Origin of the sequence: Christiangramia sp. 3-2217-3z (assembly GCF_051195275.1) — a bacterium.
Taxonomy (GTDB): domain Bacteria; phylum Bacteroidota; class Bacteroidia; order Flavobacteriales; family Flavobacteriaceae; genus Christiangramia; species Christiangramia marina.
Genome location: NZ_JBNJLI010000006.1, coordinates 1 through 16397 on the forward strand (window position 1 = coordinate 1; position 16397 = coordinate 16397).

A 16397-nucleotide genomic window follows, 5' to 3' on the forward strand; every position below is an offset into this window, starting at 1 on the left:
CAGATCCTCTCACATCACCCACCATTACTACTTTCAACGAACATACGCCTTGCTGCCAAAGCGGCTGCAAATATACATCCCATTTTTAATTACACAATAGCTTTCTGAAGAAAAATATAAAATAAATACAAGATTATTTATAAGTGATTGAAGATCAAATACTGCTCTATAGAATTAGTTTGAAACTTTTCTTAATTTCTGCTTACTATTCCACTTATCACTAAGATCAAGATATTCAAAATCCAAGGCAGAAGATTGTCTTTCCAGAATATTATCCCTGAATGATCGTTGTAAGATGTCTTCGATCAGGAAATCTTCCTGGTTATTTTTCGGGTTGTACTCTTCTTTTAAAGAAATGTCGAACATACTGGCAGTTGTATTGTACCAGAAGGCTCTCCAACCACTCTTAAGTTCTCTTACTAGCTCGAAAGCTGTTGTTCCAGTTTGACGATGAATAAGCTTCACGAGAATCTGACCTTCAGTTCTGGTAAGCTTCTTTAATTCAGCAGAAAATTCATCTTCAATATAATCCTGAACGACCTTGGTATACTTCTTACGGGCACGTCTTGACTTAATATCGTCCAACCTGGAATTGAGCGTAAGCAATCTTTCCGAAGCCATTTTAGCATATGGATATACTTTTCTAGTCTTTCTCCTTAATATAAGGTAACGCTTCCTATCTGCATTACTATCAAACTTCAATCGTCTCAAAAGCACCACTTCTTCCAGGTCAATAAGTTCTCTGGGAATCGAATCTCCTGCAATGATCATATACTGTGCGGTCATAGACGTATCTACTTCCGTAGAATCCATAGGCCTTGATAAAGTATCAGATTGAGCTACTACTGTAGCTGAAGTAAGTAAAAGTAAGATGTAAAATATACGAATCACTATAAAGTTTAATTTTGGATCATCAATTCTTTTTGCTAAAACCATTCCAAAATTAGTCAATAGCCACTTCTCTCCAATCTAAATTTTTTAAATTCGTGAAAATTAAAAGAAACTATGGATAAAACTGAAGTACTGGATCAAAAATCCCTCGAATTTCTAGAGAAATACCTTAATAATGCAGCTCCCACAGGATATGAGTCTGAAGGCCAGAAATTATGGATGGAATATCTGAAACCTTACGTGGATGAATTCATTACTGATACCTATGGAACCGCAGTTGGTGTCATAAATCCGGAAGCTAAATATAAGGTGGTTATAGAAGGTCATGCTGATGAAATTTCATGGTATGTAAATTATATCTCTGATGAAGGACTTATATATGTAGTTAGAAACGGTGGTAGTGATCACCAGATTGCTGCTTCTAAACGTGTTAATATCCACACTAAAAATGGTATCGTTAAAGGAGTTTTTGGATGGCCGGCGATCCACACCCGTGATAAGGAAAAGGAGCAGTCTCCAAAAATGGACAATATCTGTATAGATGTTGGATGTACGAATAAAGAGGAAGTTGAAGCTTTAGGTGTTCATGTAGGATGCGTAATTACTTATCCTGATGAATTCTTTATTCTGAATAAGGACAAATTCGTATGTCGCGCTCTGGATAATAGAATTGGTGGCTTTATGATCGCACAGGTAGCCAGATTACTGAAAGAAAAAGGCGAGAAATTACCGTTCGGACTTTATATCACTAATTCAGTTCAGGAAGAGATTGGTCTTCGTGGTGCAGAAATGATCACACATCGTATTCAGCCAAATGTTGCTATTGTGACCGATGTTACTCATGACACCACTACTCCAATGATCGAAAAGAAAACCAATGGACTTAACAGAATTGGGGACGGACCAGTCATTTCATATGCTCCAGCGGTACAAAATAAACTGAGAGAGTTGATCATTAATACTGCGGAAGAAAAGAAGATTCCTTTCCAGAGACATGCGTCATCGAGATTCACAGGTACAGATACCGATGCATTTGCTTATAGCAATGGTGGTGTGCCTTCGGCACTGATCTCTTTACCTTTGCGTTATATGCATACGACCGTTGAAATGGTGCATAAAAATGATGTTGAAAATGTGATCAATCTTATATATGAATCATTATTAAAGATTAAGGATGGTGATACCTTTAATTACTTTGACTAATTGAACACTTCTCAAGATGTTGTTAAACTCCCTGTAATCAGGGAGTTTTTTATTTTATAACACTAAACTTTCACTTTTCTTTAATTCTGAAGTGCTCAATTTCATCCTATATTTAAACAAAAAAATAATGACGCTATCGCCTGATGATGTAGAAGTAATGATGAGTGATACTCATGAAGCCGTAAAACTTGCGAATCTTAGATACGTTAATGAAAGCTTACTCTCAATAAGCAGAAAGAAAGTAGGACGTGGTTTTGCATACTATCGTAAGGATGAAAAAGTTACCGATCCGAAAACGATTGATCGCATTAAAAGTCTGGTGATCCCGCCAGCCTGGAAAAATGTTAGGATTACACATCTTCATAATGGTCATCTTCAAGTAGTAGGAAGAGACGAAAAAGAACGCAAGCAATATATGTATCATCCCACCTGGTCCAAAGTTCGAAATCAGACGAAATTTTTCAAAATGACTGCCTTCGGGAAGATGTTACCCAAGATCAGGAAGCAGGTGGATGAAGATCTCAATCTCAAAGGAATGCCTAAACGCAAAGTTCTCGCCTTGATCATTAGACTTATGGAGGAAACTCATATAAGGATTGGTAATGAGTATTATGCGAAGAATAATAAAACTTATGGTCTATCTACTTTTCGTACCAAGCACGTGAAAACTATGGATGACGGACTCAAATTCGAATTTATAGGAAAGAAAGGGAAAGAACATTCTATTTCAGTGGAAGATAAGCGACTCATTAAATTGATCAATCAATGTGAGGAAATTCCTGGATGGGAGCTTTTCAAGTTTTATAATGAGAATGGTGTTAAGCAAACTATAGATAGTGGAATGATCAATGATTATATCCATGAAATTAGTGGAGACATGTACTCGGCTAAGGACTTTAGAACCTGGTCTGCTACCAAAATATTCTTTGAAACTCTACACGAATTAGGGTATACGGAAGAAGAAAAACAAAATAAAAAGAATATCCTTATTGGTTTTGATGCTGCTGCTGAAGGCCTTGGCAACACACGTTCTGTTTGCAGAAGCTACTATGTACATCCAAAAGTGATTGAAACTTATGAAAACGGAGAGATAGAACCATACTTTAAAAAGGTGAAAGAAGATATAAAACCAGAATACGTACAACTTTCAGAAACAGAAAAAGCAATTTATAAGCTTATCAAAGATTACGAAATAGAAATTGCTGACTAATCCAGGTGTGTATTGTCGGATTTTCAGATAAATTTGAAATATGACAAATTCCATTGCCGCTCGTATCGCCGATTTTCTAGAAAACTATCCGCCATTTTCACTTCTGGAAAAATCTGAATTACTTCAAATTTCGGAATCTATTACCGTATTCTATTTCGAGGCTGGTAAAATGATCTTCAAAAAAGATGAACAGGTTCACGATCAATTCTACATAGTTCAAAAGGGAGCAGTTGACCTTCAGAAGGTTGAAGAATCTAAAGAACCTGAAACTATAGATAAATGTGATGAAGGTGATATTTTTGGATTGCGTCCATTATTTGCAAAGGAGAATTACCAGATCAATGCCATCACAGATGAAGAAAGTGTTATCTATGGCATTCCGTTGAACCTTTTTAAGCCTTACACGATCAACAATCCTGAAGTAGGAGATTTTCTTATGGAAAGCTTTGCTTCAAACACCCGTAACCCCTATTCAGAAAAACATCGCGGCAGGCTATTTACAGATGAAGAAGAAATTCAGCTAAATAAAGATCCGTTATTTGAGCTTCAGCCTATTCCAATTGTCAAGAAAATGGTGACAGTATCCAGGAACACCAGCATTCAAAAAGCCGCTACTCTTATGAGTGAGCGCAAAGTTGGATCTGTTATCGTGGTGGAAGATAAAAAGCCTGTTGGAATCGTTACCGATGTGGATTTTAGAGAACTGGTTGCTACCGGTATTTTGCCTATTACCAGCGACATTTCAGAAGTAATGAATTCTCCGGTGATTTGTTATTCTAAAAACCTCACGGTGGCACAGGCACAGCTTGCGATGATGAAACATAAGATCAATCATATCTGCATCACCAAAGATGGCACTCCAAATACAAAAGTAAAAGGAATTGTTTCTGAACATGATATTATCGTTTCTCAGGGTAACAATCCTGCTGTATTGATGAAAGCTATAAATAGAGCGAATTCCACCAAAAAGCTGAAGAAGATTAGAACAAAGATCATGCTGTTGCTCGATGGATATATAAAAAGCAATATTCCGGTATCCCATATCAGTACCATTATTTTTGAATTAAATGATGCAACTATTAAAAGGACAATTACTCGTTGCATTGATAAAATGGAGGAACCTCTACCCTGTAGTTTTAGCTGGATGTCTCTGGGAAGTCAGGGAAGAAAGGAACAATTACTACTCACAGATCAGGACAATGCGCTTGTATTCGAAAATGTTATGGAAGAAAAATTGGAAGAAGTTAGAGCCTACTTTCTTAAGCTAGCCAAAAAGGTTACCAAAAGGCTTAATATCATTGGTTATCAGTTTTGCCCGGCGGAGATGATGGCTAGGAATGATAAATATTGCCTGTCTTTATCTGAATGGAAAGATCAATTTTCAAACTGGGTTACTACTTCAGGAAATGATGAAATTCTACTCTGCCAGATCTTTTTTGACTACGACATTAGTTATGGTGAATCAAAGCTAACCAATGAACTTTCTGACCATGTTTATGACATTTTAAAAGGAAACCGGAATTTTTTGAATCGACTTGCAGCACAGGCATTGAGAAATCCTTCTCCTTTAGGATTTTTCAGACAATTTTTAGTAGAGCATGATGGAGAGAAAAAGGATCTTTTCGATATTAAAAAACGTGGAATAATGCCACTTACAGATGCAGCAAGACTTCTAATTCTGGAACACCGGGTTAAGAATATAAGTAATACTGCGGAAAGATTTGCAAAGCTTGCACAGCTGGAACCAAATAATAAGGAGATCTACCAGGCTTGCGCCTATTCTTCCAAAGCACTTATTAAATTCAGAACGAAACAAGGCCTTAAAAATAAGGATAATGGCCGATTCATAAATCTTGAGGATCTAGGAAAAGAGGATAAGATCAAATTAAAGCGCTGCTTCAAATCTATTAAAGAAATCCAGGAACTTATCAAGATACGTTTTGAAACTACTTATTATTCATGATTCGAGAATGGTTTAAAAAAAACGAACAACCTGAAGATTTACCAGAATATTTTTCCAGGTATCTTTCTTTATTTGATAAGGATAAAGCTGAAGACGTAGCAGTCCAACGTTTTGTTGTTTTTGATACCGAAACTACCGGCTTTGACATTCATGAAGATCGGATTTTGAGCATTGGCGCAATCGCTATTCAGAATAATCAACTTAAGGTGAAAGATCATTTTGAAGTTTATCTGAAGCAGAACACCTTTAATCCTGAAACCGTGAAGATTCACGGGATAATCAAAAACGAACGTTTTGCTCAGTTACCCGAAGCTGAAGCTTTGGAGCATTTCATTAACTATATCGGCAATTCAATTCTTGTTGCTCATCATGCAGGTTTTGATAAAAGCATGATCAATAAAGCATTGGCAAGAAACGGTTTGCCAAGGCTTCAGAATAAATTCTTGGATACCGCAATTCTTTATAAGAAGACCAGAATAGTAACAAACTTTATAGATAAGAATAAAGTCTATTCATTGGATGAAATCGCTGAAGATTATAACATCGATCTTACCGATAGGCACACTGCTTCTGGTGATGCATTTATTACAGCACTCATATTTATGAAATTGATAGCTAAAATCGACGCGAAAAATATCAAGATTCGAAAATTACTTAGATATAGATACTAAAAAAGCCCCGTTATGGGGCTTATAATTTTCTAAATGTAATACTGAAGTTAATCCTGTTCTAACTTCTTGAGAAAATTAGAATGCTCAATATTTTCCGCTAAATCTTTACCTTTCAAGTCTAGCTGACTAAACTCCTCATTATCTAAAGAGGCGTAATAGGTAGTTAAAATTTTATATTTACCATTTCTAGTAGAATGATAAGGGGTCCTATTTGGAATGGCTGGAATTACCTCTATCATTGGAACACCTACTACCTGATAATTTTCTTCATCTCTAAACTTAAGAACATATTTTTGACTACCACCTGGTAAATTTGAGTTCTTATCTTTTCTCGAGTATTTGTAATCTTTCGTTGAGAATGATAAATCTGGTGCATCCGGCAATTCGTAAACTTTCGAGGAATTTAAATTCTTTTTGATATGAAATACCTCATCCAATACGTTGTAACGAAAATACAGATACTCTGATTCTCCTTGTTATTTATAACCTTGCCTTCCACAAATTCATTCTCATAACATGGTGATTCATCAAAATCAAACATTCGAACCTCCCTAAGTTCATCATTAAAACCTGCAACATTACCAGCTGCTGGCCAGGTTTGCGCGTTGGTTAGGAGTGGAACAAGAATTATCAAACAAAATAGAATTTTTTTCATGATACTGATTTCAGGTTAGTAACTAAGTTGATTTAATTCAATTGCTCATAATATTTAAGCAAAGAGACAACATCTTGCTCTGTTTTTATTTTATTGTCATCCAAATAATCTTCCATTTTATCCCCTTTAAATAAATCCTCCAGATCCTTTTCCTTCAAACGAACCTCCTTGAATGGTGCTCCATCTACTGAGATGTAGTAAACCATATCTACCGATAACTTAGCCTGTTTATCCTCTCCATAGGCAGTTGAAGCAGCTTTTGCCGGTGTATAATCAGCAACAGGTTGCCCAACAAAATCGCTCTTATCACCCTGATAAAATCTGGCGAAATAGGCTTCCAGCTTACCGTCCTCTGTATTGAGCTCATCAATGAAATAAGTGTAATTCCCTATTTTGTATTTGATAGACTTTATCTTAGGTAGTACATACTCTTTCCCTGTAGTTATATCTGGTTTCAAAACAACTACATCTTCTACCGCATTATATCGCATTAACAAATTAACCCTACGGTCCTTATCTATTACAGTTCCCATCATAAAATCCTGTTCATAATATGCTGATCCTGTAACACCTTCAGATTCCTTCTGTTTAGTAAAAATTTGCATACCGGTATTCTCAACATTTGCCCAATATTGTGCATTGATTTGAGTAACGGATGCAGATAAAATGATTGCAAAAAGTAAAAATTTCTTCATGATTTTTCGATTTAATTAAAATAATAATATCAATAACGGTGCCGAATATAATTTATTTAAGATTTCCTTCAATAATGTCTTCAACAACTTCTGGGTTTAGTAATGTTGAAGTATCCCCAAGATCAGAGGTATCATTACTTGCGATCTTTCGTAATATTCTACGCATAATCTTACCGCTCCTGGTTTTCGGTAAACCTTCTACAAACTGTATTTTGTCTGGTTTTGCTATAGGCCCGATCTTATCAGCGATTTGCTGATTGATCTCTTTCCTTAAATTATCGTGATTCCTCGATTCTCCAGATTCTTTCAGAATAACGAATCCGTATAGAGCGTTTCCTTTTACTTCATGAGGGAACCCAACAATAGCAGATTCTGCTACCGCCGGATGTTCGTTAATAGCATCTTCAATTGGTGCAGTCCCTAAATTATGTCCTGAAACTATAATGACATCATCTACTCTCCCCGTAATCCGGTAATAACCAACCTCATCACGCATCGCTCCATCACCAGTAAAATACTTGTTCGCAAAAGCAGAAAAATAAGTATCTCTATACCTATCATGATTACCCCAAATAGTTCTTGCCATGGATGGCCACGGGAATTTAATACATAATCTGCCATCAACCTGATTTCCTTTAAGCTCCTTTCCATGCTCATCCATTAAAGCAGGCTGAATTCCTGGGAAGGGTAAAGTTGCAAAGGTTGGTTTTGTAGGAGTAGCAAAGGGTATTGGAGAGATCATGATTCCGCCAGTCTCCGTTTGCCACCAGGTATCAACTATCGGACTTTTATTCTTTCCAATATTATTATCGTACCAGTGCCAGGCTTCCTCGTTAATTGGCTCGCCTACCGTTCCCAGCACTTTTAAGGAAGAAAGATCATATTTATTGACAAAATCAAGATTTTTCTTCGCTAAAGCTCTTATCGCAGTTGGTGCCGTGTAGAATTGATTTACTTGATGTTTTTCTACGATCTCCCAGAATCTACCGTAATCCGGATATGAAGGCACGCCTTCGAACATTAAGGTGGTAGCACCATTTAATAACGGTCCATAAACTATATACGAATGCCCGGTAATCCATCCAATATCGGCAGTACACCAATAGACATCATCATCCTGATAATTAAATATATTCTTAAAGGTGTAAGCTGAATAAACCATGTATCCCGCAGTTGTGTGCAACATACCTTTTGGTTTTCCTGTTGATCCCGAGGTATACAATATAAAGAGTGGATCTTCTGCATCCATGATTTCAGGAGTACAGGAATCAGCAGCTTTAGACATTTCCTCTTCCAGCCAGAAATCCCTTCCTGCTTCCATATGTATGTTAGCCCCGGTTCTTTTAGCAACCAGTACTTTTTCAACATCTGGGCAACTATCGAGTGCCTTATCAACGATCCCTTTAAGATCAATAGTCTTTTCTCCACGGAATGAACCATCGGAAGTAATCATCATCTTACAATCGGCATCCTGAGTTCTGGCGGCCAGAGCCGAAGCCGAAAATCCAGCAAATACGACAGAATGTATTGCTCCGATTCTTGCACACGCTAAAACTGAATAAGCCAGTTCGGGAATCATAGGAAGATAAATGCATACCCTATCCCCTTTTTCAATGCCGTTTGCTTTTAGAACATTTGCAAACTGACTTACTTTTTTATGTAATTCATTATAGCTGATCTTCAGAGTTTCTTCTGAAGGATCATTGGGCTCCCAGATAATGGCAGTCTTATCTCCCTTGGCAAGTAGATGTCTATCAATACAATTTTCAGTAATATTCAGTTTGGCATTCTCAAACCATTTTACTTCCGGCTTACTAAAATCCCAGCTAAGCACATTGTCCCATTTTTTTCTCCAGGTAAAATGTTCTTCAGCAACTTCCTGCCAGAAGTTTTCAGGCTCACGTATGGATTTACGGTATACCTGAAAATATTCTTCCAGGTTCTTTATATGGTAGTTACTCATAATTAATATCGTTTATAAAAGAAGAAAACCGGAAATACCGGTTTTCATTAAAAATATTAAATACTGAGCAATCAGAAAAAGAAACTGCTAAAAAATCATGGTATCATTTACATAATTAATAGAAATGTTCATCTTCCTTACTTTTTATTTGTGAGATTCCAGATAATTAAGAACGTTCTGTTCAATTCTAGTTTCAATATCACTAACATTAGCCTTTTTAAAAGTTTCTCCAGAAATGTTCTCGTAAAGCTCAATATACCTTTCAGAAACTGTTTCGATATACTCATCGCTCATCAATGGTACTTCCTGACCTTCAAGTCCCTGAAAACCTTCACCTATAAGCCATTGCCGAACAAATTCTTTAGAGAGTTGTTTTTGTGCTTCACCCTTGGCCTGTCTTTCCTGATAACCTTCCTTATAGAAATATCTTGAAGAATCTGGCGTATGTATTTCGTCTATCAATACAATTTTTCCTTCGGAAGTTTTTCCAAATTCATACTTGGTATCTACCAGGATCAGGTTTTGTTGATCGGCGATCGCAGATCCTCTTTGAAATAATTTACGAGCGTAATCTTCAAGCTGAAGATAATCTTCCTTTGAAACGATATTTTTAGCTATAATGTCCTCTCTGGAAATATCCTCATCATGATCTCCCATTTCTGCTTTTGTAGCCGGAGTGATGATAGGTTCAGGAAATTTATCATTTTCCTTCATTCCTTCAGGCATCTCAACTCCACACAATTCTCTCTTCCCTGCTTTATACTCCCTTGCGGCATGACCAGAAAGATAACCACGAATAACCATTTCAACTTTAAAAGGCTCGCAGTTTTTACCGATTGCCACATTAGGGTCTGGTGTTGCTTCTAACCAGTTTGGAACGATATCCGCAGTCTTTTCCATCATTTTCGTAGCGATCTGGTTAAGGATCTGACCTTTAAATGGAATACCTTTTGGCATGACCACATCAAAAGCTGAAAGCCGGTCTGACGCGATCATTAACAACCTGTCATCTTCCAGGGTATATACATCTCTGACCTTTCCTTTGTAAACCGATTTTTGTCCTGGAAATCGAAAGTCTGTTTTGATAATTGTTTTACTCTTCACGAGTTGAAAATTTAGTCGTTATGTTCAATAGTTTTGTAAGCGGCTATGATCTTTTTAACCAGTCGGTGTCTTATCACATCTTTGTCATCAAGATAAACCATACCAACACCTTTCACATCTTTAAGTACCAGTAATGCTTCCTTAAGACCTGAAATAGTTCTTCTAGGTAGATCTATCTGTCCAGGGTCCCCCGTGATCATGAATTTCGCATGTTTTCCCATTCTGGTTAAGAACATCTTCATTTGAGCATGCGTAGTATTCTGTGCTTCATCAAGGATCACAAAAGCATCATCCAGAGTCCTACCTCGCATAAATGCTAAGGGTGCAATTTGGATAACACCTTTTTCAATAAACAATTCGAGCTTTTCATGTGGGATCATATCCCTTAATGCATCATATAATGGCTGCATGTATGGATCCAGTTTTTCTTTTAAATCACCCGGCAGAAATCCAAGATTTTCGCCTGCTTCTACCGCGGGTCTGGTAAGAATGATTCTTTTCACCTGCTTCTCCTTAAGAGCTTTTACCGCGAGTGCTACGCCCGTATAGGTCTTTCCGGTTCCAGCAGGTCCAATAGCGAAAACAAGATCATTCTTTTTGGTAAGTTCTACCATCCTACGTTGATTCGCAGTTTGAGCTTTGATCACCTTCCCACTTAAACCATGAACAATCGTCTCGCCACTTTCCTTAGTGGTTTGATAATCCTCTTCACTTTCGCTAGTGAGAACTCTTTCGATTGTATTTTCGTCCAGTTTATTATACTTTCCAAAATGATCCATTAACATAGAAAAGCGCTTGTCGAACTCCTCCAGCATTTCCTCATCACCAAAAACTTTAATTTTATTACCTCTGGCAACTATTTTGAGCTTGGGAAAGTATTTTTTTAGTAATTCGATATGTTCGTTATGTTGCCCGAAGAATTCGCGTGGGCTTATTTCTGAGAGTTCAATAAGAAGTTCGTTCAAAAGCTAGAATTTTAGATGAAGCATTGTGAATTTTTCAGTTAGAATTTATTTGTCCTTCGTATTTGTATGTTCTAATTTTGGGCTGAGAAAAGCGTTACTTTTGACTGCTGTCCTCGAGCGAATCACTAAAATAAAATTTATATTCGCTACCTATACAAACTTAAGGAAAATTACCTGTTTCAGGTTAAAAAAATATTAACAATCGCCTATGTCAATCATCACTTTAACGACCGATTTTGGGGAGAAGGATTATTTCGCTGGAGCGGTTAAAGGTGCTATCTACAATGAGCTAAGTGATGTTCGAATTGTTGATATTTCACATTCGGTTTCACCCTTTCATATTAGTGAAGCTTCGTATATTATCAAGAACGCTTATAGAAGTTTTCCGAAGGGAAGTATTCATATTATTGGGATCGATTCAGAACTTACACCAGAGAACAAACACCTCGCAGTAAAACTGGATGACCACTATTTTATTTGTGCCAATAACGGGATACTATCTTTATTAGCTTCAGAAATAAGACCGGAGAAAATCGTGGAAATCAATATTCATGATAAGATACAAACCAATTTTCCTGTACTGGATGTTTTTGTAAAAGTCGCCTGTCATATCTCCCGGGGAGGAACGCTGGAAGTAATTGGTAAGAATATTGAGCAAATTAAGCATCTCAAACAGTTCGAACCCATTATTAATAGCGAACAGAACCAGATACTGGGACACGTGATTTATATTGATAACTACGGAAATGTGATCACAAACATTTCCCGAAAATTGTTTGAAAGTACAGGTAAAGGCCGACCCTTCAAGATTAGTGCGCGCAGGCATAATTTCGATGCGATTTATGAAACCTACAGTCATGCTATTAATTTTGAGGTAGAGAAAGAAAACAGGAAAGAAGAAGATGGTAAGAAACTGGCAGTTTTCAATTCTGCCGGCTATATAGAACTTGCGATCTATAAAAGTAATCCTAATACGGTGGGTGGTGCGGCCAGTTTATTTGGTCTGGAATATCTTGACACTGTAACTATAAATTTTGAATAGATGTTCGTGAGAATTGTGAAAATGGGCTTTAAGGAAGATAAGGTCGAAGAATTTCTGAATAACTTTGAAGAGGTAAAATCCAGGATCAGAAATTTTGAAGGCTGTCAATTTCTGGAACTATACCGTGATAAAAACAATACAAATACATTTTTTACGTATAGTTACTGGGAAGATGAAGATGCTTTGGAGAACTACCGACACTCAGATCTATTCAAAAAGGTTTGGGCAGAAACGAAAGTTCATTTCAATGCAAAACCCGAAGCCTGGAGCGTTGATAAACTTGTAAGCCTGGACTAAATGTTCGCGATCTTTAAAAAAGAAATTCAATCATTTTTTGCAAACCTTACCGGTTACCTGGTAATTGGTGTCTTTCTGCTGATTAGCGGATTGTTTCTTTTTGTATTTAGTGGAGGCTACAATATTCTGGATAGCGGTTTTGCAGATCTCAAACCATTTTTTGATCTCGCACCCTGGATATTTATATTCCTGATTCCTGCGATAAGTATGCGCAGCTATTCCGAAGAAAAGCGAATGGGAACCATGGAAATTTTGCAAACCCGCCCAATTAGTAGTTGGGATCTTGTGTTTGGTAAATATTTAGGCGGACTAATTTTAGTACTTCTTGCGATCATTCCAAGCCTGATTTACTTGTTAGCCATTGGAGAATTGGGACAGACAACTTATAATTTTGATACCGGCGCAACTATTGGATCTTACCTTGGTTTGATCTTTCTGGCTGCAAGTTATACCGCGATTGGCACCTATGCTTCCAGTATTACATCCAATCAAATTGTGGCGTTTTTAATAGGAGTTTTCCTCTGTTTTGCCATCTACTATGCATTCGAAGCACTCGCCACCATCAACATTTTTGGAGAATTCACCTATTTGCTGGAATACTTCGGAATAAGTTATCATTATCGTAGTATTAGCCGGGGTGTATTAGATACTCGTGATCTCATATATTTTGTAAGTGTGATCGCTTTGTTTCTGAAGCTTACCCAGGTAAATATTTCATCAGCAAAAAACCGAAGATGATGCGAAATAATAACATATCGCGTTTATTGGTTTTTGTGATCATTTTGATCATGCTTAACATCATTGCTGCTAATTTCTTCACAAGACTTGATCTCACCGGAGACCAGCGATACAGCCTATCTTCAGCAGCCAAAGAGATCGTGGACGATGTCGATTCTCCTATAATCATTGATGTATTTCTTAAAGGCAGTTTTCCTTCGGAATTCAGACGGTTAAAAGAAGAAACAAGGCAAATGCTTGAAGAGTTTGTTGCTTATAATTCGAATATAAAATTCAATTTTATCGATCCTTTAGCTGAAGGTGATGATGCCAATGCTATTGCTGAAGAATTCTATAAATTAGGGATGACACCTGCCCGACTGAATGTTCAGGAAAACGGGAAAAACAGCGAAACCATCATTTTTCCCTGGGCTATTGCTAATTTCGAAGATAAAACGGTCAAAATTCCGTTGCTAAAGAACCAGATTGGAGCAACCGATGAGGAGCGAGTGAATTCTTCCGTACAGCAATTAGAATATGCTTTTGCTGACGGTTTAAACAAACTTATATATCCAAGGGGAAAAAAGATCGCGGTAATGCGCGGAAATGGAGAACTTCCAGACGCGAGAATAGCAGACTTTATCAAAACCGTACAGGAATATTATTTCCTGGCACCTTTTACGCTGGATTCGGTTGCCAGTAATCCGCAGAAAACACTGAAGGATCTAAAATCTTATGATCTGGTGATCGAAGCGAAACCCATAATCCCTTATTCTGAAAAAGAGAAGTATGTGCTCGATCAATATTTAATGAATGGCGGCAAAATGCTCTGGCTTGCAGAAATGACCAGTATGGAGAATGACAGCCTTTTTAATGAACGAGGTTCAGCACTTGCCCTACCTAGAAATCTAAATCTTGGTGACTATTTCTTCTCTTATGGCCTGCGCATTAATTCTGAACTGGTAAATGACCTATACTCTGCTCCTATTATTCTTGCTAGCGGAACTGGAAATGAAACCCGTTTTAATCCATATCCATGGTATTATAGTCCGCTTACAAGTTCTATGGCCAATCATCCTATAGTCAACAATATTGAAGCTGTAAAATTTAATTACGCCAACCCAATCGATCTTTTGGAGAATGACCTTGAGAAAACTGTATTACTAAGCAGTTCTCCAAAAACAAAGCTTGAAGGGGTCCCGCTGCAAATTGGACTGGATATTATTGGTTCAAAGCCAGTAATGGAAAGTTATAATGCCGGTGAACAACCTTTGGCAATATTACTGGAAGGCAATTTTAAATCTGTGTATAGGAATAGATTAAAACCTTTTGAGACAACTCACCTCGATAATAGCAAGAATACCAAAATGGTGGTAATATCTGATGGTGATGTGATAAAGAACGACCTGCAGCAAGGAAAACCACTGGAACTTGGTTTTGAACGGTATACGGGGATGACCTATGGCAATAAAGAGTTTCTACTCAATACTGTCAACTATTTGCTAGATGACTCAGGACTTGTGGACGTGAGGACAAAAGAGATAAATCTGGCATTTTTAAGCATGGACAAAGTTGCCGCTCAACGTGAAATGTGGCAGATCATTGCTATTGGCGCACCATTGTCATTGCTTGCACTGTTTGGTGCTGCCCTTACCTACTTACGTAAACGAAGATATATACGTTAAAACTTCGATAGAAGGCTACAGAATATTCAATTTGAACATATTAACAATTATTACTGAATAAAAATCTGTAACAGCATATTTTACAGCTACTTAGATATGCAAACCAGATAATTTCTGTTAATAAATACTACAGGTTTAAAGGGTCAATTTATACATATTAAAATATATTTGTAATTGATTCAAAATAAATCAATAAAAGCCGATGAAATTTATTGTATCCAGCAATTACCTGCTGAAACAGCTACAAATACTTGGAGGGGTAATCAATAATAGCAACACGCTACCAATATTAGATAATTTCCTTTTTGACCTTCAGAATGACGAATTAACTGTATCTGCTTCAGATCTTGAGACTACCATGTCTGCAAAGCTTAAAGTAGAGTCAGATTCAGAAGGAAAGATCGCAGTTCCTGCAAAACTACTTCTTGATACCTTGAAGACCTTTCCGGAGCAGCCTCTAACTTTTGTAGTTGAAGACAATAACACGATAGAATTGAGTTCGAACCATGGTAAATATGCTCTTGCATATGCTGATGGGGAGGAGTTCCCGAATCCGGTTGCTTTGGATGAACCTAGCAGTACGATCGTGGAAGCCGATATTCTTTCTTCAGCAATTAGTAAAACAATTTTTGCTTCAGGAAATGACGATCTCAGACCAGTGATGAGTGGTGTCTTTTTCCAGTTTAAGGAAGACGGATTAACTTTTGTAGCGACAGATGCTCACAAACTTGTAAAATATTCACGTGAAGACATTCAGGCGAATCATGCAGCAGAATTTATTATGCCGAAGAAACCTTTGAATCTTTTAAAAGGAATTCTGGCAGGAAGTGAATCTGAAGTTTTGATCGAGTACAATGATTCGAACGCTAAATTTACTTTCGATGATACTCAACTGATCTGTAGATTGATTGACGGAAAATATCCTAATTACGAAGCGGTAATTCCAAAGGAAAACCCGAACAAACTTACTATTCAAAGAAATCAATTCTTGAGTTCTGTAAGAAGGGTTTCTATTTTCTCCAATAAAACCACGCACCAGGTAAGACTTAAGATCGCCGGGGCCGAATTAAATATTTCAGCTGAAGATGTGGATTATAGCAATAAAGCTGAAGAACGTTTGACCTGTGATTATCAGGGTGACGATATGCAAATTGGTTTCAACTCGCGCTTCCTAATTGAGATGTTAGGAAATCTTACAGCAGACGAGGTGATGCTTGAAATGAGCTTACCAAACAGAGCTGGAATTCTAACTCCTGTAGATGGGCTTGACCCGGGAGAAAAAATTACCATGCTGGTTATGCCGGTGATGCTTAATAGCTAAACAAAATTCTCAAAT

The 16397-nt window shown here is 37.2% G+C and carries 16 protein-coding genes; 9 read left to right on the forward strand and 7 right to left on the reverse strand.

Features of this window, described 5'->3' with window-relative positions; genetic code table 11:
- Positions 1 to 174 precede the first annotated feature (174 nt).
- Complete coding sequence (locus ACSHZO_RS11220; protein ID WP_295182618.1) at positions 175 to 936, reverse strand: DUF4294 domain-containing protein; 762 nt, start codon at positions 934 to 936, stop codon at positions 175 to 177.
- 69 nt (positions 937 to 1005) lie between these two features.
- On the opposite strand from ACSHZO_RS11220, the gene ACSHZO_RS11225 reads away from it, so the two are divergent.
- From ACSHZO_RS11225 to ACSHZO_RS11240, 4 genes are all read left to right on the forward strand, one after another.
- Positions 1006 to 2094, forward strand: a complete 1089-nt coding sequence (locus ACSHZO_RS11225) for a M42 family metallopeptidase (protein WP_298247283.1) — start codon at positions 1006 to 1008, stop codon at positions 2092 to 2094.
- Positions 2095 to 2221: 127 nt separating this feature from the next.
- Positions 2222 to 3304 (forward strand): DNA topoisomerase IB, encoded by a 1083-nt coding sequence (locus ACSHZO_RS11230; protein WP_298247284.1) that lies wholly within the window; start codon positions 2222 to 2224, stop codon positions 3302 to 3304.
- 40 nt (positions 3305 to 3344) lie between these two features.
- A complete protein-coding gene (locus ACSHZO_RS11235; protein WP_298247285.1) occupies positions 3345 to 5267 on the forward strand; it encodes a DUF294 nucleotidyltransferase-like domain-containing protein in 1923 nt (640 codons plus the stop codon).
- Positions 5264 to 5938, forward strand: a complete 675-nt coding sequence (locus ACSHZO_RS11240; RefSeq protein ID WP_298247286.1) for a 3'-5' exonuclease — start codon at positions 5264 to 5266, stop codon at positions 5936 to 5938. The genes ACSHZO_RS11235 and ACSHZO_RS11240 overlap by 4 nt, the downstream gene beginning before the upstream one ends.
- A gap of 47 nt (positions 5939 to 5985) precedes the next feature.
- Here the strand turns inward: ACSHZO_RS11240 and ACSHZO_RS11245 are convergent, their stop codons facing one another.
- The 6 genes from ACSHZO_RS11245 to ACSHZO_RS11270 all read right to left on the reverse strand — a co-directional run bounded on the left by ACSHZO_RS11245 (position 5986) and on the right by ACSHZO_RS11270 (position 11320).
- Positions 5986 to 6375 carry a hypothetical protein gene (locus ACSHZO_RS11245; RefSeq protein ID WP_298247287.1) on the reverse strand — a complete coding sequence of 130 codons (390 nt, stop codon included), beginning with the start codon at positions 6373 to 6375 and terminating at the stop codon, positions 5986 to 5988.
- The gene (locus ACSHZO_RS11250) at positions 6342 to 6593 is read right to left on the reverse strand and encodes a hypothetical protein (RefSeq protein ID WP_298247288.1); all 252 of its coding nucleotides are present in this window, start codon (positions 6591 to 6593) and stop codon (positions 6342 to 6344) included. The genes ACSHZO_RS11245 and ACSHZO_RS11250 overlap by 34 nt, the downstream gene beginning before the upstream one ends.
- 32 nt (positions 6594 to 6625) lie before the next feature.
- Positions 6626 to 7288 (reverse strand): hypothetical protein, encoded by a 663-nt coding sequence (locus tag ACSHZO_RS11255; protein WP_298247289.1) that lies wholly within the window; start codon positions 7286 to 7288, stop codon positions 6626 to 6628.
- A 52-nt stretch (positions 7289 to 7340) separates the two neighbouring features.
- Complete coding sequence (acs, locus tag ACSHZO_RS11260; RefSeq protein ID WP_298247290.1) at positions 7341 to 9251, reverse strand: acetate--CoA ligase; 1911 nt, start codon at positions 9249 to 9251, stop codon at positions 7341 to 7343.
- A gap of 144 nt (positions 9252 to 9395) precedes the next feature.
- A complete protein-coding gene (locus ACSHZO_RS11265; RefSeq protein ID WP_298247291.1) occupies positions 9396 to 10355 on the reverse strand; it encodes a phosphoribosylaminoimidazolesuccinocarboxamide synthase in 960 nt (319 codons plus the stop codon).
- Positions 10356 to 10366: 11 nt separating this feature from the next.
- Positions 10367 to 11320, reverse strand: coding sequence for a PhoH family protein (locus ACSHZO_RS11270; protein WP_298247292.1), 954 nt, complete (start codon positions 11318 to 11320; stop codon positions 10367 to 10369).
- Positions 11321 to 11528: 208 nt separating this feature from the next.
- On the opposite strand from ACSHZO_RS11270, the gene ACSHZO_RS11275 reads away from it, so the two are divergent.
- The 5 genes from ACSHZO_RS11275 to dnaN all read left to right on the forward strand — a co-directional run bounded on the left by ACSHZO_RS11275 (position 11529) and on the right by dnaN (position 16382).
- Positions 11529 to 12362 (forward strand): SAM hydrolase/SAM-dependent halogenase family protein, encoded by an 834-nt coding sequence (locus tag ACSHZO_RS11275; protein ID WP_298247293.1) that lies wholly within the window; start codon positions 11529 to 11531, stop codon positions 12360 to 12362.
- Positions 12363 to 12659 (forward strand): putative quinol monooxygenase, encoded by a 297-nt coding sequence (locus tag ACSHZO_RS11280; protein ID WP_298247294.1) that lies wholly within the window; start codon positions 12363 to 12365, stop codon positions 12657 to 12659.
- Complete coding sequence (gldF, locus tag ACSHZO_RS11285) at positions 12660 to 13397, forward strand: gliding motility-associated ABC transporter permease subunit GldF (protein ID WP_298247295.1); 738 nt, start codon at positions 12660 to 12662, stop codon at positions 13395 to 13397.
- A complete protein-coding gene (gene gldG, locus ACSHZO_RS11290; protein WP_435067120.1) occupies positions 13394 to 15061 on the forward strand; it encodes a gliding motility-associated ABC transporter substrate-binding protein GldG in 1668 nt (555 codons plus the stop codon). Before gldF ends, gldG begins: the two co-directional genes overlap by 4 nt.
- A gap of 202 nt (positions 15062 to 15263) precedes the next feature.
- Positions 15264 to 16382 carry a DNA polymerase III subunit beta gene (gene dnaN / locus ACSHZO_RS11295; RefSeq protein ID WP_298247296.1) on the forward strand — a complete coding sequence of 373 codons (1119 nt, stop codon included), beginning with the start codon at positions 15264 to 15266 and terminating at the stop codon, positions 16380 to 16382.
- Positions 16383 to 16397: the final 15 nt, after the last annotated feature.